Origin of the sequence: Streptosporangium sp. NPDC023963 (assembly GCF_040639135.1) — a bacterium.
Lineage (GTDB): Bacteria > Actinomycetota > Actinomycetes > Streptosporangiales > Streptosporangiaceae > Streptosporangium.
Genome location: NZ_JBEZZK010000001.1, coordinates 1,138,519 through 1,159,411, shown reverse-complemented (window position 1 = coordinate 1,159,411; position 20,893 = coordinate 1,138,519). Strand labels below are relative to the sequence as shown.

Sequence of the window (20,893 nt, the reverse complement as noted above, 5' to 3'; positions counted from 1 at the left end):
CCGGAATCCCCGATGGCGACGGCGATTCCGGCGACACCGCCGCCCCTGCCAGGGGGGATGCGCGCGGGGTCGCCGTGACTTCCCTGAAGAACGATATTTCGTGATTCGCCTGTGATTGGTGTGCGAGCATTTCCCTGCTGTGACTACTGTGGTTCGGCACCCTCGGAAGCCGTGGAGGTTTCCCCCCGAGAGCCGCAGGGAGTTCTTCCTCATGCACGTCCCTCCATCTCCGGGCAGTCCCGGAGAACCAGAGATCCTCGTCGGCCCGGCCGACGGGCCCAAGAAGTCTCGCAAGCGCAAGCGCAAGCCCCAGCGGATGAGCGGCCTGGCCATAGCCGTCTTCTCCGTCCTCGCCGCCGCCCTCCTGGGCGGGGGCGCGGTCTTCGCCTTCATGAACGCCGGGGGCGACGACCCCCGGGTGCCGCCGGCGCCGGACAGCGCCCAGGAGGCGTCCCAGGAGCCCGCGCCGGACCAGAGCCCGCCGCAGGCCACGAAGCGGAAGCCGGAGAAGGAGAAGGGGGCGGACGCCGCCTCCGGAGCCGATGACACGTCCGCCGGAGGCGGCGGCACCGACTCCGGTGCCGGTGCCGGCACCGGTGGGGCGGACGAGGGCGAGCCCGGAGCCGAGTCGGCCGCCGGAAGCCCTTCGAAGGACAAACCGTCGAAGCAGCCGCAGAGCAGTCAGCGGCCGCAGGACTCCGGCACCGACGACCCCGCCGGCTACGTGCATCCCCAGGGGCCCATCGGCGGCTACTGACCGAGATCGGAAAGCCGAACGTCTCCGGCCCGCCGGACACGTTCGGCCCGCCGGACACGTTCGGCCCGCCGGACACGTTCGGCCCGCCGGACACGTTCGGCACGCGGGGCACGGTGAGTGGATCACCGTGCCCCGCCGCGTTCCGGCATCCCGCGAGCCGTTGCCCCGCACGGCCGTTCTCGCCGCGAGCCGCGACGACACGAGTCGCGAGACACGAGCCGCGACGACACGAGACACGAGCCGCGAGCCGCGACGACACGAGCCGCGAGCCGCGAGACGCGACGACGCGAGACGGCGAGACGGCGGGGCGGTTCCCGGAGAGGACCGCGCCGGCAGGGCTCCGTTAGTCTGGCGAGGTGCTTGTCGCCGCGGCCGTGTGCCCGCATCCCCCGCTGCTGGTCCCCGAGCTGGCCGGGACCGCGGCCTCGGAGCTCGACGACCTCAGGGCGGCCTGCGCGGCCGCGGTCGGGGCGTTGCGCGACGCCGGCGCCGACGAGATCGTGGTGGTGGGAGGCGCGGACCGGACCGCGGCGTACGGCGCGGACTCCGCCGGGAGCCTCGCGCCCTGGGGCGTCGACGTCCGGAGCGGCGAGGGGGAGCCCGTCCTGCCGCTGTCCCTGACGATCGGCCGCCGGCTCCTCGAAGGAGAGCACCTGACCGCCTCGGGGTTCCACGCGATCTCCTTCGACGCGACTCCGGGGGAGTGCGCGGCCCTGGGGGAGCGGCTGGCGGCCACGACCGGTCGCGTGGCGATGCTCGTCATGGCCGACGGCTCGGCCCGCCTCACCGAGAAGTCCCCCGGATACCTGGACCCTCGCGCGAAACCGTACGACAGGGCGATCGTCGAGGCGCTCGCCCGCGGCGAGGTCCCGGTGCTCGACCCCGGCGAGGCCGCCGAGCTGTGGGTCGCGGGTCGCGCGGCCCTGCAGGTCCTCGGCGGGTGCGGGAGCGCCCTGCGCGGTGAGATCCTCTACGACGACGCGCCCTACGGCGTCGGCTACTTCGCCGCCCGCTGGACGGAGTGATCCCGCCCGGAGCGGTTACGGTGGCGGGAGAGGACGGTGCCCGGGGCGCCGGGGACGAAGGGTTCGCGAAGGGGGCAGGGGCCGATGGCGGGGAGCGTGGCGTTCGGGAGCGTTCCGACACCGCTGGGGGACATGGCCGTCGCCGTGACCGAGGACGGTGTGGCGAGTGTGGGCTGGGGGGAGCCGTCCCGGTTCAGGGCCCGCCTGCTCGAACGGCTGGGGCTGGAGGAGGCGGACGACCCCGGCATGACGGCGGCCGTGCTCGGCGAGCTGGGCGACTACTACGCGGGCAGGCTGAGGGTCTTCGGGGTCGCGGTGGACTGGCGGCTGACCTCGCCGGTGCAGCGCAGGGTGCTCGGCACGCTCTACGAGACGGTTCCGTACGGCAAGGTGGTGACCTACGGGGAGCTGGCGGCCCGCAGCGGGACGGGTGTGCCGGCGCGGGCCATCGGGTCGATCATGGGAGCCAACCCGGTCCCCGTCATCGTGCCGTGCCACCGGGTGGTCGCCGGGAACGGGCTCGGCGGGTTCAGCGGGGGCGACGGCGTGGAGTCGAAGCGCCGGCTGCTCACCCTGGAGGGCTACCTGCAGCCGATGCTCGACTGGGACTGACCGGGACCGGGGCCGGGACCCGCGATCGGCCTCGCCGACCGCCTACGGTCCGTAGGGCGGTGGCGTGGTGCCGGGCTGGCCGGGACCGGACGTGCCGTCGTCCCGTCCGGGAGGCGTGGCGCGGCCGGGCGCGGGTGTCGTGCCGGGCCGGCCGGGTCCGGACGCGCTGTCGTCCCGCTCGGGCGCGGGTGTCGTGCCCGGGGGCCTGGTGTCCGGTTCGTTGATCTTGTCGGCCATCTCCCTGGCCTTCTGCGCGGCGGTGTCGATGCGCCGGGCGTGTTTTCCGCCCAGCTTCGCCTTGGCGATCCGCTCCGCCTTGTCGATGCCCTGTTTGGCGAGTTCTTCGGTCTTGGCGCTGCCACCCAGCATGTGCTTGACCCTGTCGAGGATCGACATGGTGAATCCCCCAATTCCGATGCGAGGACGCATCGTTTCTCATCCATACCCGGGGAGTTGGCAGACTTACCCCGTGCCTCAGCTACCCGTCATCGCCGTCGTCGGCCCGACCGCGGCCGGAAAGTCCGACCTGGCCGTGGATCTCGCCCTCGAACTGGGGGGCGAGGTGATCAACACCGACTCCATGCAGCTTTACCAAGGAATGGACATCGGGACGGCGAAACTCTCCGTGGAGGAGCGCAGGGGGGTGCCTCACCACCTGCTGGACATCTGGGACGTGACCAGGGCCGCCAGCGTGGCCGAGTACCAGTCGCTGGTCCGGCCGATCATCGACGGCCTGCGGGCCAAGGGGATCGTGCCGGTCCTGGTGGGCGGATCCGGGCTGTACGTGCGGGCCGCCCTGGACGACCTGGAGTTCCCCGGCACCGACCCGGAGGTCCGCGCCCGGCTGGAGGCCGAACTCGACCTGCGCGGCCCCGGCCCGCTGTACGAGCGGCTCCGCGAGCGCGACCCGAAGGCCGCCGAGACCATCCTCCCGGGCAACGGGCGCAGGATCGTCCGGGCCCTGGAGGTCATCGAGATCTCCGGGCGGCCGTTCTCGGCCACTATGCCGTCGTACGACGCCGTCTACGACAGCGTCCAGCTGGGGGTGGAGGTGCCCCGGGAGGTGCTGGACGCCCGGGTCGAGGCACGGGTCGAGCACATGTGGCGGGCCGGGCTGGTGGACGAGGTCAGGGAACTGGCCGCGCGCGGGCTCGCCGGAGGCCGTACGGCCAGCCGCGCCCTCGGGTACGCGCAGGTGCTGAGCTTCCTCGGCGGTGAGTGCACCGAGGAGGAGGCGAAGCAGGAGACGGTACGGGCGACGCGCAGGTTCGTCCGCCGTCAGGAGTCGTGGTTCCGCCGCGATCCCCGCGTGATCTGGCTGCCCCAGCGGGAACCGGACCTCCTGGGCCGCGCTCTCGCCGCGATCCGCGGCTGACCGCTCCCCGGGCCGGAGACCGGCGGGGCAGGGCGGGTCGGGGCGGCGGGGGCGGACGCGTGCCTGGATAGAGTTGGTCCCATGCGATTCGCGAAGGGACACGGCACCGAGAACGACTTCGTCATCCTCCCCGACCCGGACGGTGAGCTGGAGCTGTCCGCGACGCTCGTGGCGGCGTTGTGCGACCGGCGCGCGGGGATCGGCGCGGACGGCGTGCTGCGCGTGACGCGGACGAAGCTCAGCCCGGAGGTGTCCGGCCAGGCGGGCGAGGCCGAGTGGTTCATGGACTACCGCAACGCCGACGGCGGCATCGCCGAGATGTGCGGCAACGGGACGCGTGTCTTCGCCCGATACCTGGTCGACGCGGGCCTCGCCGCGCCAGGGGAGTTCGGCATCGCGACCAGGGGGGGCGTCAAGCGGGTACGGCTCGCGGAGACGGGTGACGTGACCGTCGAGATGGGCCCGCCCCGGGTGCTGGGGGCGAGCCGCACGACCGTCGCGGGCCACGAGTACGAGGGCCTCCACGTCGACATGGGCAACCCCCACCTGGCCTGCGTCATCGGCGACCCGGTGGCCCAGCTCGACCTGAGCCACCAGCCCGCGTTCGACCCCGAGGTGTTCCCGGCGGGGGTCAACATCGAGCTGCTCAATCCGGTGGGCCCGCGCCGGGTCGTCATGCGGGTCTTCGAGCGCGGCTCGGGCGAGACCAGGTCCTGCGGCACCGGTGCCGTCGCCTCGGCCGTGGCCGCCGCGCGGCTGACCGGTGAGACCAGCGGCACCTGGGCGGTGGAGGTGCTCGGCGGCACCGTCACCGTCACCCTCGACGAGCGCACCAGCTACCTGGCGGGCCCCGCCGTCCTCGTCGCGTCCGGTGAGGTCACGCTCTGAGCTGTGCGTGCCACCTGCCGCCGCCTCCCGGTCGCGTCCGGTGAGGTCACGTTCCGAGCTGTGCGTGCCACCTGCCGCCGCCTCCCGGTCGCGTCCGGTGAGGTCACGTTCCGAGGCGTGCGCGGGACCCCGGGCCCCCGTGACCCGCGCGGCGTCCGCCGTGGGCGCGTCGTGTCCGCGGAGGTCACGCCGCGGGGCGTACGGGTGAATCTTCCGTGACCCCGCGGTGCCCCGTGGGCGTCGAGCACGGCGGGACCGCGCTCATCCGCACGTGCGTGGGTCCATACCGTGAGGCCTCGGGGTTGTGCGGGTTCGCCCAAGCCGTTTGGGGCATGCTCGCCGACCTGGCAGACTGACGTCTCATGGACGTGGACATCTGGGCCTGGGTGGGCGACACCCAGCGGCAACTGCATGAAGCAGGTAACACCGGTCTGGCTATGGCGATCGGAGATGTGCCCGCGCAGGCGCTGGAAGGCCGGTACGCGCAGCTCGACGTGCTCGCGCCCGCCATCGCGCAGCAGGCGGAGAACCTGCAGCTGCCCTGGCTGGAGTTCTACGCCCGCTACTGGCACCTGATCGGCCGCGTCGGCGACCGTGCGCAGGGGACGGTCGCGATCGCCGACGCCGAGACGCTGGTGGAGTTCACCAAGCGGGAGGACGTGCGAGAGTGCCCGGCCGTGCCCGGTGCCGTCGTGGCGCTGGCCATCGCGCAGGCGAACGCCGACGGTCCCGGTTACGCCGCCGAGCGGCTGGCCGCGCTCTCGGCGCTGGACGTCGGGCCGGACTCGCTGGCCTTCGCCTCCGTCGCCGAGCACTACGTCGCGGCGCTGGTCGACGCGGGCCGTGTCGACGAGGCCGTCTCGCACGCCGAGACCGCGGTGGCGGCGCTGGGCGGCGCGGGCCGCGAGGCGAGCTGGGAGCTGGGGGCCGCCTCGGCCCGCGCGCTGCTGGCCGCCGGCCGCGCCGAGGACGCGCTCACCGCGCTCGACGCCGCGACCGGTTTCAAGCCCGACGACCCGGTGGCCAAGGAGCACCGCGAGGGAGTGCTCCGCGCGCTCGTGCTCGCCACCCTCGACCGGGTGCAGGAGTCCGTCGACGCGCTGCCCGACCTCGACGTGGTGGGTGACCACCCCCGCGTCTGGGTGGAGTGGTCGCACGCCATCCGCGCGCTCGCCGGAACGGCGCAGATCACCAACACCTGGCAGCTGGGCCGGGTGCTCAAGCAGTGGATCGACTACTTCGCCATGATGGGCGGTTACCGCGCCCGGGTCGAGCTGTCGCTCGTCGCGGGGCACCTGGCGGTCGCACGCCAGGGACTCTGGCAGGCACGCCTCCTGGCCGACCTCGCGGAGTCGGCGGCCGGAGAGCTCAGGAACCCCGGCGACACCGCCAAGCGGATCGCCGAGTTGCGCGCCGCCGCGGACGAGGCCACCCCGCTTCCGGCTCCGGGCCCCGAGTCCGAGCTGGTCGGCTCCTTCGACGCCGCCGACGGCTTCAACGCCGACCCGGAGCGCTGGGTGGGCTGGCTGACCCCGCTGTCCGGCCGTGACGTGGAGGCCACCCGGCGCCACACCACCACGCTGGGCTTCCTCGGTTACCCGGCCAGGGGCGCCGACATCTACTGGACCATGCTGGTCGAGTCCGGCGACATCGAGAACGCCGACCCGCAGGACGCCGCGTACCTCAGCGGCCTGCTGATCGAGGCGCGCCAGGACGAGCGCCTGGAGCAGATGGCCGAGCGGCTGCCCGCCGCGCAGCGCCACCTCGCCCTGGGCCGCCTGTACACCGCGCGGGAGCGCTGGGAGCAGGCGGCGGCCGAGGGAGAGGCGGCGGCCGCCGCGGGCGGCGGCATCGAGGCGGCCCGCCTGTGGTCGGCCGCGGTGCAGCAGCTCGGCGACAACGCCAAGGGCGCGGGCATCCTGCGCGACCTCCTCGACTCCGGGGAGATCGAGCAGCAGGACGTCTGGCGGATGGTCGTCATGGCGACGGCCGCCGAAGACTGGGAGACCGTCCGCCTGGGCGCCGCCAAGATCGGGATGCCGCTGAAGTCGAGCGAGGGGCCGATCGAGGAGGAGATGGGCCTGGTGCGCATCATCCTTCCCGCCCCCGACGGCAGCCAGCGCCAGGTCCTGAGCGTGCGCACCGGCCCCGCGACGGCGCGGCTGGCCATCCCCCAGCCTCCCGGCATGGAGTACAACGCGGGTGACCTGGTCGTCTTCGAGCCGCAGCTGCTCGAGCCGATCCCGGAGAGCGCCGAGGAGCAGGAGAACTTCGTCCCGCCCTTCGCCGCGGTCAGCATGCTCCGTCCGGGCGGCTACACCAGCTGGTTCTTCGACGGCGCCGCTCCCAGCCAGGCCGACTGGACGGAGTTCAACGAGGTCATGGCCGAGCGCGGCTGGCCGATGTGGGTCTACAGCGACGACAACTACACCGTGAACCACCCGACCTCGGGCGAGCCGCTGCCCGGCGTGTTCGGCTGGATCGCGGTCCCGCCGGACGTCAGCCCGGTCGAGCTCGACGCGCTTCTGGACGACGCCACCGAGCGCTGGGTGCACCCGCTGGCCTGGCTCGACCTGGCCAAGGCCGTCGACGTCGAGGTCGAGCGGCACGAGAGGATCACCAAGGAGTACGGCCTGTAGGACGGCTCGCCACGGCCGCGCCCGGCGGTCCGTGGCGTCGTCCGGTCTCCGGAAGGGGGCGGCGCCCGCCTGACCGTCTCGGAGCCGGGAAGCCGTACCGTCCGTGAACCGCTCGCGCCGTCGGCGGCACAGGACAACGCGTCGCCCGTGAGGAGACCCCTCACGGGCGATTCTCGTCGCGGTCACTAGAATCTCATTCGGCGCATTGGGCGGACGAAGGAGAATCCGGATGCTGGAACGATTCCGGCTGGACGGCAAGGTCGCGATCGTCACCGGCGCGTCCTCGGGGCTGGGGGTCGCGTTCGCGAGGGGCCTGGCCGAGGCGGGCGCGGACATCGTGATCGGTGCCCGCAGGAAGGACCGCCTTGAGGAGACCCGCACCCTGGTCGAGGAGACCGGCAGGCGATGCGTGGCCCTCGTCACCGACGTGACCAGGCCGGAGGACTGCCAGGCGCTGGCCGAGGCGGCGGTGGCCGAGCTGGGCGCGGTGGACATCCTGGTCAACAACGCGGGTGTGGGCTCGGCGGTCCCGGCGCTGAAGGAGACGCCCGAGCAGTTCCGGCAGGTCGTGGACGTCAACCTGCACGGCACATACTGGATGGCGCAGGCCTGCGCCAGGCTCATGCGGCCGGGTTCCTCGATCGTCAACGTCGGGAGCATCCTGGGCGAGACGACCGCCGGGCTGCCGCAGGCCGCCTACAGCGCCTCCAAGGCGGGGGTCGTCGGCCTCACGCGCGATCTCGCCCAGCAGTGGACGGGACGGCGCGGCATCCGGGTCAACTGCCTCGAGCCGGGTTTCTTCGCCTCGGAGATGACCGACCAGTACGCCGAGGGATATCTGAACTGGCACCTTGAGCACCGGGTGCTGATGAAGCGCCCCGGCGATCCGGCCGAGCTCGTCGCCGCCGCGATCTTCCTCGCCTCGGACGCCGCCTCGTACGTCACCGGTGCGGTGATACCGGTCGACGGCGGGATCCTGATCACCTGATCTCCAGGAACCGATCACCCGGTCCGGTGATCGTGGCGCGCTTGTGAGCGTCTTTGTGCAGGTCACGCGGGAGATGTCGTTAAGGTGTGGATTGATGGGCCGGAAATTCTTACGTTCTCCCAAAGACTGCTTGAGGCTTTTAAGATTGAGGACGTTATCTGGGGTAATTTGCCGCTTCAGAGAATGACGCGCGTGAGAGGTGGCATGGTGCGGGCTGCGCTGGTACGAGGTGTGGTCGTCGCGACGATCGCGTTCACGGTGGCGGGCTGCGGCCCGGTGCCGGGCGGAGGAGTGGACGACGGGGCGCAGTCCTCCGGCGGAGGGAAGTCCGCGTCCGAGGCGCTCAAGGATTTGAAGAAGTTGCAGGTCAAGGGGCGCGCCTCGATGACCGGGTTCGACCGCGACGAATTCGGTTCCGCGTGGTCGGACGTTGACGGGAACGGCTGTGACACCCGCAACGACATTCTCATTCGCGACCTGAAGGAAGAGGTCTTCAAGAAGGGCGAGGACGGCTGCGTCGTGCAGTCCGGAATTCTCGAGGATCCGTACAGCGGCAAGACCATCAAGTTCGAGCGCGGGACGCGGTCCAGCATGGCGGTGCAGATCGACCACGTGATCGCGCTCGCCGACGCCTGGCAGAAGGGCGCCCAGCAGTGGTCCGCTTCCAAGCGGAAGGAACTCGCCAACGACCCGCTGAACCTGCTGGCCGTGGACGGGCCGCTGAACGGCCAGAAGGGCGCCGGAGACGCGGCGACCTGGCTGCCGCCGCGCCGCGCCTACCGGTGCCCCTACGTCGAGCGTCAGATCAGGGTGAAGGTCAAGTACGACCTGTGGGTGACGTCCGGCGAGAAGGACGCCATGGAGGGCGTTCTCAAGTCCTGCTGATCAGTCGTCGTGGTCGCGCTTCAACTTGATGATCTTTCCGGTCTTCGCCGACACGTAGACGTCGTACTCCCAGGCACCCTTGTGCAGCTCGACCTTCCAGGCCCGCTGACCGTGCTCCCACTCGCGCTCGACCTTGCTGACGCGCGCGCCGGGGACGCGCTTTTTGGCGATCTGCACGGCCTTGCGGGAGGAGATGCCCGCCGAGGTGGTGACAGGTGCGGCGGCTGTACCCGTGGCGCCGGTCGCGGTCGCACCGGTCGCACCGGTGCCGGCCGCGGTGGCGGTGATCGCCGCGCTGTCCGTCTGCGCGGCGAGAGCGATGCCGCCTCCACCGATCAAGAGGGCGGCGGTTGCGAGGGTTCCGACAGTAATCTTGGCAATTCGTGTCATATGCCAAGGTTTGCGGAGACTTTGCTAGGGGCGCGCTAAGGGACCGTTAACCAGAGGCGAGTTCGGCCCGCCGCCGAATTACGGCCTGTTTCCGTACGCCACTTCAGGCGGGCCGCATCAGGGGCCGGTTCGCCCGGGGCCGTCTTTCCGGAGATCGGGACCCGCCCGCTCGGCCATGGACGCCCGGTGCTCGTCGGCGGCGGCCTGGCGGCGATGCGTCAGCGCCTGGAGCCGGTGGGTCTCCGCGTCCCCGCTTCCCGCCGCCGCGGCCCGGTCGTGGCTCGCGGCCGCGTTCCGGTGGGCCTGGGCCGCCGACCGGTATCCGGCCACCGCGCGCTCTCGGGCCTGGTCGGCCCGCAGGCGCGCCTTTCCCAGGTGGGCGTCGGCCCGGTCCGTCCGCTCGGTGCGCGACGAGAGTGACTCGGAGGGCGAGGGGGGTGAAGGGGACGTGGGGGGTGAAGGGGACGCGGCGTACGACGGGGACGACGGGAGCGACGGGAGCGACGGGAGCGACGGGAGCGACGGGAGCGACGGGAGCGACGGGAGATCGGGTGAGATCGGCGTGGTCTCGCCGCGGGCGAGCTCGTGCCGGCGCTCGGCGGCCTGACCGGCCCGCTCGCCGGCCTGGGCGATGCGCTCGCGAGTGCGCTCGCTCCATTCCCTGCCGGCCTCGCGACGCTCGTCCTGTGGTCCGTCGTGGGAGTCTGAGCTGTCGTGGATCTCGGGATCGCCCGCCATACGGCTTGCCCTTCGTGGAGCCGCGGTAGCGGCTCGGCGGGATTCCTCTTCCTCAGGGAAGTGGAAAAGTCACGACATCATGCTTTCCGGCATGGCCGCGGATAACCGCGAAAGCGACTGATCATTCGCTCGGCGCCCCAGCCGGGGCGCGACTCAGGCGGACCCGGCGGGGAAGGAGGCGGTGAGCTCGCGTGCCCGATCCGCCTTCGCCCGGTTGACGTGCTCCTCGCAGGCCAGCCTCACCGCGGCCCGCATCGCGATGTGGGTGTCCAGCCCGGCCTGGAGGGCGGCCATCCGGTCGTGGATCTCGGCCAGCGTCGCGCAGGTCGTCTGCGTCTGGAGGTGGAGCGTCTCCAGGCGTGCCGCCGCCTCCCGCCTCAGGCGCGCGGCCCTCTCCAGCGCCGGGTGCGCCGCGCGTTCGGCGGGCGGGTGTCCCGCGTCCGGCTCGGCCCGGGGCTGCGTGCTCTCCCTGAGGGATGCGATGCGCCCTCGGAGCGTCGTGCTCTCCCGCTCCCAGGGGGAGGTGTGCTCCGGCGGGCCGGCCTCCCGCGGGGAGGGCTTCTCGGAATCGGGGATCCCGGCGCGCAGGGAGGTGTCCCGGCGGGTGCGGCGCCTGCCGCCGATGCGCCGCAGGGCCGGGACGTGCCGCGGGGGGACCGGTGGGACCTCGGGGAAATCGTCCATGCCGGAGGTGTCGACCAGGCCGGGGTGCTCGGGCTCCTGCGCTCCCCAGAGCACGGTGAACAGCCGGATCACGGTCGGGGAGGGGACGACGAACAGCTCTCCTCCGGCCGCGCGGAGGCCCTCGTGAATCCGCTCCAGCGCCCGGGCCCCGCTGACGTCGCAGAAGAGCAGCTCCCCGGCGTCCACGAGGATATGTCGTGTGCCTCCGAGCATGAGCGACTCCAGCTCCGACTCCAGCAGCCGGTAGTTGAAGGCGTCTATCTCGCCCATCACGGCCACCAGAGCCGTGTCACCATATTGATGAATGACATACACCGACATATCCATATTGGCCATACCCTTCAAGGGTCTTCCTGAGGCCCCGCCGACAATCCTACGGTTCCCCAGTATGAATGGGTCCCGACGGGATAGAAGCTAAATGTGGCAGGTTCCAGCGGGCGTGATGTGGTGGTCGTCGCGGCTTCGGCCGGCGGTGTCGAGGCTCTGCGCGCCCTGCTCGCGCGGTTGCCCGGCGACCTCGCCGCCTCCGTCCTCGTGGTGTTGCACCTGCCCCCCCGGTCGGGGAGCAGTCTCGCGGGAATCCTCGACCGGGCCGGGCCGCTGGAGGCCGCCACCGCGGGAGACGGCGAGTCCCTGCGGCACGGCCGGGTCTACGTGGCGCCTCCCGACCGCCACCTGATGGTCCAGGGCGGCGCGATCAGGCTCTCGCGCGGCCCCCGCTACAACGGTCACCGGCCGGCCGCCGACCCGCTGTTCCTCAGCGCCGCGCTGGACGCGGGTCCCCGTACGCTCGCCGTCGTGCTGAGCGGCACGCTCGACGACGGGGCGAGGGGGTGCGCCGTGGTGGAGCGCCATCTCGGCGCGGTCGCCGTCCAGGATCCCCGGCAGAGCATGTTCGACGGGATGCCCCGCGCGGCCCTGGCCGCGGCACGGAGCGCGGAGGCGTTCCCGGTGGAGGAGATCGCCGAGTGGATCGTGCGGCAGAGCCGCACGATCGTCGAGGACGAGGTCGTGAAGGATCCGGGCATCGAGAAGGAGGTCGCCCTCTATCTGTTATCCGGTGAGATCGGCCCGTACGGGGGCGATCTCACCGGATTGAGCTGCCCGGAGTGCGGCGGGCCCGTGTACGAGGCGAGGAACGGTGGCGAGGCCCACTACGGCTGCCGGGTGGGGCACGGATGGTCCCCGCAGGGCATGGCCGCGAGCCAGGCCGAGGCCGTGGAGCGGGCGCTGTGGACGGCGGTCCTGCGGCTGGAGGAGCGGCTGCGCATGCTGGAGCGCATGCTGGAGCGCGCGGAGGCCCAGGGAAGGAGACACTCGTCGCGGCTCCTGCTGGAGGACGCGGAGCAGACCAGGCAGGCACTGGAGACGATGCGAATGCTACAAAGCCGCATCGACGGCACCGGGGACACCCTTGCCCTCACGTAGCGGTCGGTGACGGGCCTAGGCTGGGAGTGTGATGCCCGGCGACGAACGTGAATTCGACGACCTCCTGCTCATGTTGAAGGAGACGCGCGGTTTCGACTTCACGGGATATAAGCGCACCACCCTCATGCGCCGCATAAGCAGGCGTCTGGAGGCGCTCAAACTTCGTGACTACGGTGAGTACCGGGACTATCTGGAGCTGGAACCCGAGGAGTTCAACCGGCTCTTCGACAGCCTGCTGATCAACGTCACCGCCTTCTTCCGCGATCCGGCGGCCTGGCAGACGCTCCGCGAGACCGTGATCCCCAGCCTGCTGGCGAGCAAGGGGCCCGGCAAGGTGATCCGGATCTGGAGCGCCGGCTGCGCGACGGGCGAGGAGGCCTACAGCCTCGCGATGGTGCTGGCCGAGGAACTCGGCATGGACGAGTTCCGCGAGCGGGTGAAGATATACGCCACCGACCTCGACCAGAAGGCCCTCCAGACGGCGCGGGCGGCCGTGTACGGCGAGCGGCAGCTCGCAGAGGTGCCGGAAGATCTGCGCCAGACCTACTTCGAGCCGGTGGAGGCCGGTTTCGGGTTCCGGCGCGACCTGCGACGCCAGCTGATCTTCGGTCGCAACGATCTCACGCGCGACGCGCCGATCTCCCGGGTCGACCTCCTGCTGGCCCGCAACACGCTGATGTACTTCAACAGCGAGACCCAGCTCAGCATCGTGCGCCGGTTCCACTTCGCGCTCTCCGACCCCGGCTACCTCTTCCTGGGCAAGGCGGAGATGCTGCTGAACCACGGCGACAGGTTCGAGCCGGTGAACCTCCGGATGAGGCTGTTCAAGAAGATCGGATCGCCGCCGCCGGGCAGCCGGACCACCTGGGCCCCCGGTGCCGGCGTGTCGCAGGCCCGGCCGTACGTGCGGCACACGGTGCTGCAGGCGGCGGCGCTCGCCACCGGCCCGGTCGCGCAGATCGCGCTCGACCGCTCCAGGAACCTCGCCCTGGCGAACTCGCGCGCCGAGCTGCTCTTCAACCTCAACCCCCGCGACATCGGGCGGCCGTTCCAGGATCTGGAGGTGTCCTACCGGCCGGTCGAGCTCCGCTCGGTGATCGAGCAGGTGGAGCTGGACCTGCGCGTCGCCGAGCTGCAGGACGTCACCTGGCACCGGCCGAACACGCCGGAGCCGAGCGTCTTCGACATCTCCGTCGTCCCGCTCCTGGAACCGGGGGGTGAGCTGGTCGGCGTCGGCGTCACCTTCCACGACGTGACGCGCTACCGCCAGCTCCGCGACCGGCTGGAGCAGACGAACCGGGAGCTGGAGCACGCCTACGAGGAGCTGCAGTCGACCAACGAGGAGCTGGAGACCACCAACGAGGAGCTCCAGTCCACGAACGAGGAGCTGGAGACCACCAACGAGGAGCTCCAGTCCACGAACGAGGAGCTGGAGACGATGAACGAGGAGCTGCAGTCGACCAACGACGAGCTCCAGCAGATCAACGACACCCTCAACTCCCGCAGTGACGAGCTCAAGCGGGCCACCCTCCTCGTCTCCTCGGTGGTGCGCAGCCTCGGCGACGCCGTGGCCGTGATCGACACCGACATGCGGGTGCTGGTCTGGAGCCCGGGAGCCGAGGAGCTGTGGGGGCTCCGCGCCGACGAGGCGATCGGCTGCCGGCTGGCCTCCCTCGACATCGGCCTCCCCGTCGGGGAGCTTCTGACCAGGGCTCAGCGGATCCTGGAGACGGGGCCCGAGCCGGGGAACGGCCGCGGCGACGGCGTCATCCTGGACAGCGTGAACCGGAGGGGACGCCCCGCCCGGCTCAACGTCGAGCTCTCCCGCCTGCACACAGACGACATGTCACCCCATGGAGTGATCATGGTGATGAACCTCCTCCAGCAGGAGCGGGACTAGCCTCCGCCCCCGGCCTCAGGGCGTGACGGCGGGCAGGAACAGGACCACGCTCGCCCCGCCCTCGGGGGAGGCCCCCAGGGACAGCGAGCCGCCCGCCGACTCCGCCGTCCGGCGGGCGATGTCGAGGCCGAGACCGGTCGACCCGGCACCGCTCTCACCGCGCTGCGACGGGTCGGGCGTGGCGAAGCCTGGACCGGCGTCGGCGACGGTCAGCAGCGCGCCGCCACCGGTCGCCTCCAGCCGTACGGAGAACGAGACCCCCTCCGGCGTGTGCGCGAACACGTTGCCGAGCAGGGCGTCCACGCAGGCGGCGAGGTCGTCCGCGGCGACCTTGACCGGCAGCGGGCCGGGGGCCAGGTCGAGGGTGAAGTGCCGCGACTGGTCCTCGGCGAGCACCGACCAGAACGCGACCCGCGCCCCGGTCACCGCCGCCGCGTCGCACTCGGCCCGCTCACGCCCCCGCCGCCTGGCCTCGGTGATCACCGAGGTGACGGCGCGTTCCAGGGCGTCCACCCTCGCCTCGATCCTGGCCGCCTCCTCCGGATCGGCCAGCGACTCCGCCTCCAGCCTCAGCCCGGTCAGCGGGGTGCGCAGCCGGTGGGACAGGTCGGCGGCGCTCTCCCGCTCCTCCGCGAGCAGGCCGGTGATGCGCTCGGCCAGGTGGTTGAGGGCGACGCCGACCGCGTGCACCTCCGGAGGGCCGTCGGGCACCGTCCTGGCGGACAGGTCGCCCGCCGCGAGCCGGTGCGACACCCCCGCCAGCGCGGTGATCGGCCTGATCACCGCGCGGGCCAGCCGGTCGCCGACCAGCACGCCCAGCCCGACCAGGGCCAGGCCGAGCGCCGCCAGCCCGGCCCAGACCTGGGGCACGCCCCTGGTCAGGCGGCCGTCGTCCAGGAACACCCGGACCACCGCCGTACCCCCGGGCGCCCCCTGGACCGCGACCAGGATCTCCCGCCCGCCGGGGGCGGCGGCGGTGACGCTGCGACCGCGGGAGGCCAGTTCCACGGCGGTGGAGCGCGGGGCGGGATCGCCGACCACCTCGCCGCCGGGGAGGAAGACCGTGACCGGATGCTCGGCCTGCTCCGCGGTGAGCCGCAGGGTCTCGGTGTCCACCGCGCCGACCACGACCGCCACCGACTCGGCCTCGCTCTCGGCCTCGCTGACCGCCCCGCTCACCGCGACCGTGCGGACCAGCAGGGCCAGCGGGACCAGCAGCGCGATCAGCACGAGGGAGGTGGTCGCCGCGACCAGCAGGGTCAGCCAGCGCCTCATGCCGGGGCGGCCAGTCGCACGCCGACCCCCCTGACGGTCTGCAGGTAGCGGGGCTCCTGGGACGTCTCGCCCAGCTTGCGGCGCAGCCAGGAGAGGTGGACGTCCACCGTCTTGTCGGCTCCGCCGTAGGGGATCTGCCAGACGTGGGTGAGCAGCTCCCGCTTGGTGACCACCTCGCCGGGCCGGGCCGCCAGGTAGTGGAGCAGGTCGAACTCCCGGGGACTCAGATCCAGCGGCGTCCCGTCCAGGGTCGCCTCCCGGGTGCGCGGGTCGATCCGCAGGCCCCCGACGGTGACCGCGCTGTCGGCGCGGCTCTCCCCGGCCATCCGCCGGAGCACCGCCCGGATCCGCGCGTCGAGCTGGGCCGCGCTGAACGGCTTGACCACGTAGTCGTCGGCGCCCGCGTCCAGCAGCCTGACCATCTCCGCGTCGCCGTCCCGCGCGGTCGCCACGATCACCGGGACCCGGCTCACCGCGCGGAGCATCCGCAGCAGGTCCAGGCCGTCCATGTCGGGCAGGCCGAGGTCGAGGACGACCAGGTCGGGGCGTTCCTCGACGGCCAGCCGCAGGCCGTCGAGAGCGGCGGGGGCGGACGACACGGCGTGGCCGCGGTCGCGCAGGCCCCGGGTGAGGGAGGTGCGGATCGCGACGTCGTCCTCGATGAGCAGCACGTTCGACATTTGCCGCCACGTTAGCCCTCTTCCGTACCGCGCCAAAAGCGGGTTAGTCGCTCCTTAGCGTTGTCTTATCGTTTCCGGTGGCACAGTGAGGACATGCGCAAGCGTCTTTCCCTGGTCGTGGCCGGATGGCTGATCACCGGGCTCATCGCGATCGGAGTGGGGGTGGCGGTGATCGACCGGCTCAGCGAGCCGCTGACGGACACCGGGCTCCGGCCGCTCTCCGCCGCCGAGGTCGACGAGGCGCTCGCCCTCGCCTCGTCCCTGCCCAGTGCCCTTCCCCCGTCCGTCCCCCCGTCCGCTCCTCCCGCCGAGGGCACCACGGAGCCCGCCGGGCCCACTCCCGAGCCGACCGTCACCGTCACCACCACCGCCACACCCGTCGCGGAGCCCGGCAAGAGCCGGTTGATCACCACGGTGGGCGGCAAGGTCATCGCCCGGTGCGAGAACGGCCTGGTCACCCTCCGGTCCTGGAGCCCCGCCCAGGGATTCCAGGCCGACGACGTCGAGCGCGGGCCCGCCGCCCGGGCCCGCGTCGAGTTCGAGACCGAGGAGGACGAGATCAAGGTCGAGGTCCGCTGCGCGGCCGACGGATCACCCGTCCACAGCGTTCACACCTGACCCCGAAGGACGGGGCCGGGCACCCCGGGCCCGTCTCGCGCACCGTCCGGCCGGCGGGCGGGCGGGGCCGGAAGACCGGAGGCCCCGGGCGCGCACCGTCCGGCCGGTCAGCGGTGCAGGCCGGTCAACGGTGCAGGCCGGTCAGCGGCGCAGGGAACCCCGGGCCCGCGGCGAGGGCGGGACCGGGAGGGCGGCCGTCAGCCGCATCTGTCCGCGTCCGTGATCCCCACCTCGGGAGCCTCGTCGGCCACCGTGACCGAGAGCTGGGCGGTCGAGGCGACCAGGCTGCCCTTGGGAGACCTGGCGGCCTTCTCGTCGACCACGATCCCGCGCTCGCCGAGCAGCTCGTACGTCTTCGCGTCGAAGATCAGATCCTCTCTGACGCCGTCGAGGCCGACCCTGCCGACGCCGATCCCCCGGCGTCCCGCCGCGTCCTCGGCCCGCTCGGTGACGTCGACCCCGGGGATGGTGCCGACCGCCTTGAACAGCGCCGCCCGCTGCGCCGGGGGCATGTAGGTCTCCCTGAGCATGTCGCCCGCCGCGGTGAAGGCCGCCTCGTCCTTGGAGCTGCCGCCCCGGTCGCCGGTGTAGAGGTGGGCGCGCATCCCCTCTGCGTCGGCGGGGAGCCTCTTGAGCGCCGCGTGGTCGGTGCGCATGTACTCGGGAACCTTCCCGCAGTTCACCAGCGGGAGCGTCTCGGTGCCGGTCCGCTCGTACGCCATCTCGGGGATCGGCCAGCCCGGGTAGGCCTTGGGCTCCAGGTGTTCGATCCGCACCACGCCGTTCCTGGTGCCGTCGGCGGACAGCCAGATGGCCCGTTTGGTCCGGTAGAGGTAGCGGGTCTCCCCGCCGGCCTCACCCGTCTCCGCGTTCGTCGCCTCGCCGCTGAAGGAGCCGTACATCGTCTCCGACTCGACCTTGACGAACTGGTCGTCACGCGGCGCCAGGTCCGTCCTCACGGCGGCCCGCGCCGCCCTGTCGAGCACCTCGCTCGCCGAGACGGCGGCGATCTTCGGCATCGTCACCACGACCTCCTCCGCGGGGCCCGGCGAACCGCCGGGAGCCCGTGCCAGGGTGATCGCGGTCGCCCCCACCGCCACCGCGAGCGCCCCGGCCAGTGCCATCGCGTACGGTCCGCGCCACCGCGGCCTCCAGCCCCGGGCCCGCGGCGTGGCGGCCGCGGCCAGCCCCCGCCGGGCCGCCTGCCTCGCCTCGGCGTCGTACGGGGAAGCGTCGGGCCGGATGGAGGCCACCAGCTGGATCTCGTCATCGTTCATCTGTGCGACTCCAGGGAGCGGCGGATCTTGGTCCGGGTGCGGGAGAGGCGGGACCTGACGGTCCCGATCGGGATGCCGAGCGCCTGCGCGGCCTCCTCGTAGGTCAGGTCGGCCCAGGCCACCAGCAGGAGCAGGTCCCGCTCCGCGGAGCCGAGCCCGGCCAGCGCGGCGGCGAGGGCGGGCCTGAGCCGGTCGGCGGTGACGCGCTCGGCGCTGCGGTCCTCGAACCCGGCCGCGCGCTCGGGAGCCTGCCGGGCGAGCGCCTTCAGCCTGCGGGTCTCCGACCTGCGGTGGCCGGAGATCAGGTTGGAGGCGATCCCGTACAGCCAGGGCCTGGCGTCGGCGCGGCCGAGGTCGTACCGGGCCCGCTTGCGGAAGGCCACGAGGAACGTCTCGGCCGTCACGTCGTCGGCCGTGGTCACGTCGTCCAGCCGCCGCGCCACGTACCGGTGGATCTCGTCGGCGTGGCGGTCGAAGAGTCCCGCGAACCTGTCGGGGTCCGCCAGGGACTCCCCGATCAGTGTCGCGTCGGTCGCGTCGCCGGCGGGCGTGGGCGGCGGGAGGGCCCCGGCCCGTTGGGGGAGACCCAGTGTCACCACCCGCTTCGTCCAGTCGTCATCAAGGGGAATCCTTCCGGAGCGCGTCCGCGCTCTCACCCCCTACTCCGCCGGTCACCTGCATCGAGTTCCATAGATGTATATGTCTCCCTTGGGCGTCGAGTCGCCAGAGGCCCCCCGCCCGTGATCGGCCGCCATTAGGATCCGCCTTCACGAAACGGGTGCAAAGGGAGAGATGATGAGCGCTCAGAAGGCCGGTGGCGGCAGGCGGCTGTTGCTGAAGGGGTTCCTTTTCGCGGTCGCCCTGCTGGTGGTCTCCGGGTTCGCCCTCAGCGCGTGCTCGCGGGTGAGCACCCAGCCCGACGAGGTGGTCCTGCACTACGCGGGCGGCGTCTTCGAGGCCATCAAGTTCGAGAGGTGCGTCAACCCCTCCAGCGGCGCCACGCTCCTCGGCCCCGGCGACAACGGATACTCCTACCCGTTCGGCCAGCGGACCTTCGACTTCTCCGAGGCGGACGACGCCGAGACCAAGCCGTTGTCGGTCGTCTCGAAGGACAACGTGGAGATGACCGTGTCCGGGGTGGCGACGTTCACGCTGAACACCGACTGCAGGACGCTGCAGCAGTTCCACGAGAAGATCGGGCTGAAGTTCCGCGCCTACTACGAGGAGGGCGAGTCGTCCGACGGCTGGCGGCGGATGCTCAACATCTACATGCGGGTGCCGCTGGACCGCGCGATGGACGCCGCCTCGCAGGAGTTCGAGTGGCGGGGCCTGTTCAACGACCCGAAGGTGAAGCAGGCGTGGGAGGCGCGGGTCGGCGAGCTCGCCAGGGAGTTCATCAAGGCGACGGCCGGGGGCGACTACTTCTGCAACCAGAACTACTCGGGCAGCGGGCAGTGCGGTGACATCTCCCTCACCATCCAGAAGCCCGAGCCGCCGGAGGCCCTGGTCGCCGCGCTCGCCTCGGAGCAGGCGGCCAAGGCGGAGAACGTCGCGCAGACCCAGCGCAACGCCAAGGTCCGCACCGAGATCGAATCGATCAAGGACCTGGTCAGGGTTCTCGGCCCGCAGGGCGCCGTGCTCTGGCAGGCCATCCAGAAGGGTCAGGTCAGCGTGGTCCCGGTGCCGCAGGGCAGCGACCTCAACATCACCCCCCAGGGCCGCTGACCCCGGCGCCCGGAAACCTCGCCGGAAGCGGACGGCCGGGAGTCAGGGCAGAAGGTGTGCCGGTCCCCGGAGTCCTCGTCCCGCGGCCGCCGCCGGACGATCCCGCGGTCGCCTCACGCCATTTCCCGGAGTCCTCGTCCTGCGGCCGTCGGACGATCCCGCGGTCGCCTCACGCCGTACCCGCCGGGGCGGGCGACCGGCTCACGACGTGCGGTCCGCCCGGCCGGGCATGACCGGGCCCAGTTCGGCGCCGAAGTCGTGCGCGATCCTGCGCATGCCCTCGGCGAGGTCGCGCCGGTCGAGCGCGGTGATGCGCTCGGCCGGTCCGGACACCGACAGCGCGGCGACCGTCCGCGCCCCGTCCCGTACGCCCACCGCCAGGCAGTGCACGCCCAGCTCCTCCTCGCCCAGGTCCATCGCGTACCCGTGCTCTCGCACCCGCTCCAGCTCGGCGAGCATCCCGGGCAGGTCGGTGATCGTGTTGGCGGTCCTGCGCGGCATGCCGGTCCGCTCGACCAGCGACGCCACCTCGGTGTCCGCCCTGCCGGCCATCAGGACCTTCCCCACGGCCGTGCTGTGCGGCAGCACCCGCCTGCCGACCTCCGCGAACATCCGCAGCCGCCTCGGCGAGGGCACCTGGGCGACGTAGACCACGAAGTCGCCCTCCAGCACCGCCAGGTTGGCCGTCTCGCCCGACAGCTCGACCAGCCTCGTCAGGTACGGCTGCGCCCACACGCCGACCATGCGCTCGGCCACCCCGCCGAGCCGCACCAGCGCGCCGCCCAGGGCGTAGCGGCGGTCGGACTCCTGGCGCACGTAGCCCCGGGCGAGCAGCGTGCGCAGCAGCCGGTGGATCGTCCCGTACGGCAGCCCGGTGCCGGCCGCGATCTCCGAGAGCCCGGCCTCGCCGCCCCGCTCGGCCAGTGCCTCCAGCACGTCCAGCGCCCGGTCGACCGACTGCACCGCGCTCATACGCCCCCCTCGATCCCGCACCGGCCGGGCGGGCCGC

Annotated in this window: 21 protein-coding genes; 12 read left to right on the top strand and 9 right to left on the bottom strand. The window is 72.2% G+C overall.

All coding sequences use genetic code 11. The annotated features are described in order from the left end of the window. Nucleotides 1-211 precede the first annotated feature (211 nt). The 3 genes from AB0F88_RS04935 (at nt 212) to AB0F88_RS04925 (ending at nt 2,394) form a co-directional block, all read left to right on the top strand. A complete protein-coding gene (locus AB0F88_RS04935) occupies nt 212-757 on the top strand; it encodes a hypothetical protein (protein WP_362677437.1) in 546 nt (181 codons plus the stop codon). A 356-nt stretch (nt 758-1,113) separates the two neighbouring features. Continuing rightward, nucleotides 1,114-1,782: a hypothetical protein gene (locus AB0F88_RS04930; protein ID WP_362677435.1), complete on the top strand. Its 669-nt coding sequence runs from the start codon at nt 1,114-1,116 to the stop codon at nt 1,780-1,782. A gap of 84 nt (nt 1,783-1,866) precedes the next feature. After that, complete coding sequence (locus AB0F88_RS04925; RefSeq protein ID WP_362677433.1) at nt 1,867-2,394, top strand: methylated-DNA--[protein]-cysteine S-methyltransferase; 528 nt, start codon at nt 1,867-1,869, stop codon at nt 2,392-2,394. Between the two features lie 42 nt (nt 2,395-2,436). Here the strand turns inward: AB0F88_RS04925 and AB0F88_RS04920 are convergent, their stop codons facing one another. Beyond that, nucleotides 2,437-2,790 carry an antitoxin gene (locus tag AB0F88_RS04920; protein WP_362677431.1) on the bottom strand — a complete coding sequence of 118 codons (354 nt, stop codon included), beginning with the start codon at nt 2,788-2,790 and terminating at the stop codon, nt 2,437-2,439. Nucleotides 2,791-2,863: 73 nt separating this feature from the next. On the opposite strand from AB0F88_RS04920, the gene miaA reads away from it, so the two are divergent. The 5 genes from miaA to AB0F88_RS04895 all read left to right on the top strand — a co-directional run bounded on the left by miaA (nt 2,864) and on the right by AB0F88_RS04895 (nt 9,169). Continuing rightward, nucleotides 2,864-3,769, top strand: a complete 906-nt coding sequence (miaA, locus tag AB0F88_RS04915; RefSeq protein WP_362677429.1) for a tRNA (adenosine(37)-N6)-dimethylallyltransferase MiaA — start codon at nt 2,864-2,866, stop codon at nt 3,767-3,769. An 81-nt stretch (nt 3,770-3,850) separates the two neighbouring features. Then, a complete protein-coding gene (gene dapF / locus AB0F88_RS04910) occupies nt 3,851-4,657 on the top strand; it encodes a diaminopimelate epimerase (RefSeq protein ID WP_362677427.1) in 807 nt (268 codons plus the stop codon). Nucleotides 4,658-5,019: 362 nt separating this feature from the next. Next, nucleotides 5,020-7,296 carry a tetratricopeptide repeat protein gene (locus tag AB0F88_RS04905; RefSeq protein ID WP_362677425.1) on the top strand — a complete coding sequence of 759 codons (2,277 nt, stop codon included), beginning with the start codon at nt 5,020-5,022 and terminating at the stop codon, nt 7,294-7,296. Nucleotides 7,297-7,525: 229 nt separating this feature from the next. Then, nucleotides 7,526-8,284, top strand: a complete 759-nt coding sequence (locus tag AB0F88_RS04900) for an SDR family oxidoreductase (RefSeq protein WP_362677424.1) — start codon at nt 7,526-7,528, stop codon at nt 8,282-8,284. A gap of 192 nt (nt 8,285-8,476) precedes the next feature. Beyond that, complete coding sequence (locus AB0F88_RS04895; protein ID WP_362677422.1) at nt 8,477-9,169, top strand: HNH endonuclease family protein; 693 nt, start codon at nt 8,477-8,479, stop codon at nt 9,167-9,169. Here the strand turns inward: AB0F88_RS04895 and AB0F88_RS04890 are convergent, their stop codons facing one another. The 3 genes from AB0F88_RS04890 to AB0F88_RS04880 form a co-directional block, all read right to left on the bottom strand. Beyond that, nucleotides 9,170-9,559, bottom strand: a complete 390-nt coding sequence (locus tag AB0F88_RS04890) for a PepSY domain-containing protein (protein WP_362677420.1) — start codon at nt 9,557-9,559, stop codon at nt 9,170-9,172. Nucleotides 9,560-9,676: 117 nt separating this feature from the next. After that, a complete protein-coding gene (locus AB0F88_RS04885) occupies nt 9,677-10,297 on the bottom strand; it encodes a hypothetical protein (RefSeq protein ID WP_362677418.1) in 621 nt (206 codons plus the stop codon). Between the two features lie 153 nt (nt 10,298-10,450). After that, nucleotides 10,451-11,302: an STAS domain-containing protein gene (locus AB0F88_RS04880; protein WP_362677956.1), complete on the bottom strand. Its 852-nt coding sequence runs from the start codon at nt 11,300-11,302 to the stop codon at nt 10,451-10,453. A gap of 99 nt (nt 11,303-11,401) precedes the next feature. On the opposite strand from AB0F88_RS04880, the gene AB0F88_RS04875 reads away from it, so the two are divergent. Both AB0F88_RS04875 and AB0F88_RS04870 read left to right on the top strand, forming a co-directional pair. After that, entirely contained in the window at nt 11,402-12,409 is a 1,008-nt protein-coding gene (locus AB0F88_RS04875) for a chemotaxis protein CheB (protein ID WP_362677415.1), read from the top strand. A 31-nt stretch (nt 12,410-12,440) separates the two neighbouring features. Next, nucleotides 12,441-14,309 (top strand): CheR family methyltransferase, encoded by a 1,869-nt coding sequence (locus AB0F88_RS04870; protein ID WP_362677413.1) that lies wholly within the window; start codon nt 12,441-12,443, stop codon nt 14,307-14,309. A 15-nt stretch (nt 14,310-14,324) separates the two neighbouring features. On the opposite strand, the gene AB0F88_RS04865 is transcribed toward AB0F88_RS04870, so the two are convergent. Together AB0F88_RS04865 and AB0F88_RS04860 are read right to left on the bottom strand one after the other, a co-directional pair. Next, nucleotides 14,325-15,584, bottom strand: coding sequence for a HAMP domain-containing sensor histidine kinase (locus AB0F88_RS04865; RefSeq protein ID WP_362677411.1), 1,260 nt, complete (start codon nt 15,582-15,584; stop codon nt 14,325-14,327). Continuing rightward, nucleotides 15,581-16,264 (bottom strand): response regulator transcription factor, encoded by a 684-nt coding sequence (locus AB0F88_RS04860; RefSeq protein WP_362677408.1) that lies wholly within the window; start codon nt 16,262-16,264, stop codon nt 15,581-15,583. Before AB0F88_RS04860 ends, AB0F88_RS04865 begins: the two co-directional genes overlap by 4 nt. Before the next feature lie 93 nt (nt 16,265-16,357). Here AB0F88_RS04860 and AB0F88_RS04855 point away from each other — a divergent pair, with 93 nt between their 5' ends. Further along, nucleotides 16,358-16,882 carry a hypothetical protein gene (locus tag AB0F88_RS04855; protein WP_362677406.1) on the top strand — a complete coding sequence of 175 codons (525 nt, stop codon included), beginning with the start codon at nt 16,358-16,360 and terminating at the stop codon, nt 16,880-16,882. A gap of 197 nt (nt 16,883-17,079) precedes the next feature. On the opposite strand, the gene AB0F88_RS04850 is transcribed toward AB0F88_RS04855, so the two are convergent. Together AB0F88_RS04850 and AB0F88_RS04845 are read right to left on the bottom strand one after the other, a co-directional pair. Continuing rightward, nucleotides 17,080-18,159, bottom strand: coding sequence for a CU044_5270 family protein (locus AB0F88_RS04850; RefSeq protein WP_362677404.1), 1,080 nt, complete (start codon nt 18,157-18,159; stop codon nt 17,080-17,082). After that, nucleotides 18,156-18,755 (bottom strand): RNA polymerase sigma factor, encoded by a 600-nt coding sequence (locus tag AB0F88_RS04845; protein WP_362677402.1) that lies wholly within the window; start codon nt 18,753-18,755, stop codon nt 18,156-18,158. Before AB0F88_RS04845 ends, AB0F88_RS04850 begins: the two co-directional genes overlap by 4 nt. Before the next feature lie 199 nt (nt 18,756-18,954). On the opposite strand from AB0F88_RS04845, the gene AB0F88_RS04840 reads away from it, so the two are divergent. Next, a complete protein-coding gene (locus AB0F88_RS04840; RefSeq protein WP_362677400.1) occupies nt 18,955-19,884 on the top strand; it encodes a hypothetical protein in 930 nt (309 codons plus the stop codon). A gap of 201 nt (nt 19,885-20,085) precedes the next feature. Here the strand turns inward: AB0F88_RS04840 and AB0F88_RS04835 are convergent, their stop codons facing one another. Further along, nucleotides 20,086-20,856, bottom strand: coding sequence for an IclR family transcriptional regulator (locus AB0F88_RS04835; RefSeq protein WP_362677398.1), 771 nt, complete (start codon nt 20,854-20,856; stop codon nt 20,086-20,088). Between the last annotated feature and the right edge of the window lie 37 nt (nt 20,857-20,893).

Bases quoted from the DNA above. Each gene is read 5' to 3' on its own strand.
- AB0F88_RS04935 (WP_362677437.1), top strand. From the start codon at position 212: ATGCACGTCCCTCCATCTCCGGGCAGTCCCGGAGAACCAGAGATCCTC.
- AB0F88_RS04925 (WP_362677433.1), top strand. From the start codon at position 1,867: ATGGCGGGGAGCGTGGCGTTCGGGAGCGTTCCGACACCGCTGGGGGAC.
- AB0F88_RS04920 (WP_362677431.1), bottom strand. From the start codon at position 2,790: ATGTCGATCCTCGACAGGGTCAAGCACATGCTGGGTGGCAGCGCCAAG.
- dapF (WP_362677427.1), top strand. From the start codon at position 3,851: ATGCGATTCGCGAAGGGACACGGCACCGAGAACGACTTCGTCATCCTC.
- AB0F88_RS04905 (WP_362677425.1), top strand. From the start codon at position 5,020: ATGGACGTGGACATCTGGGCCTGGGTGGGCGACACCCAGCGGCAACTG.
- AB0F88_RS04900 (WP_362677424.1), top strand. From the start codon at position 7,526: ATGCTGGAACGATTCCGGCTGGACGGCAAGGTCGCGATCGTCACCGGC.
- AB0F88_RS04890 (WP_362677420.1), bottom strand. From the start codon at position 9,559: ATGACACGAATTGCCAAGATTACTGTCGGAACCCTCGCAACCGCCGCC.
- AB0F88_RS04885 (WP_362677418.1), bottom strand. From the start codon at position 10,297: ATGGCGGGCGATCCCGAGATCCACGACAGCTCAGACTCCCACGACGGA.
- AB0F88_RS04880 (WP_362677956.1), bottom strand. From the start codon at position 11,302: ATGTCGGTGTATGTCATTCATCAATATGGTGACACGGCTCTGGTGGCC.
- AB0F88_RS04870 (WP_362677413.1), top strand. From the start codon at position 12,441: ATGCCCGGCGACGAACGTGAATTCGACGACCTCCTGCTCATGTTGAAG.
- AB0F88_RS04865 (WP_362677411.1), bottom strand. From the start codon at position 15,584: ATGAGGCGCTGGCTGACCCTGCTGGTCGCGGCGACCACCTCCCTCGTG.
- AB0F88_RS04860 (WP_362677408.1), bottom strand. From the start codon at position 16,264: ATGTCGAACGTGCTGCTCATCGAGGACGACGTCGCGATCCGCACCTCC.
- AB0F88_RS04855 (WP_362677406.1), top strand. From the start codon at position 16,358: ATGCGCAAGCGTCTTTCCCTGGTCGTGGCCGGATGGCTGATCACCGGG.
- AB0F88_RS04850 (WP_362677404.1), bottom strand. From the start codon at position 18,159: ATGAACGATGACGAGATCCAGCTGGTGGCCTCCATCCGGCCCGACGCT.
- AB0F88_RS04840 (WP_362677400.1), top strand. From the start codon at position 18,955: ATGAGCGCTCAGAAGGCCGGTGGCGGCAGGCGGCTGTTGCTGAAGGGG.
- AB0F88_RS04835 (WP_362677398.1), bottom strand. From the start codon at position 20,856: ATGAGCGCGGTGCAGTCGGTCGACCGGGCGCTGGACGTGCTGGAGGCA.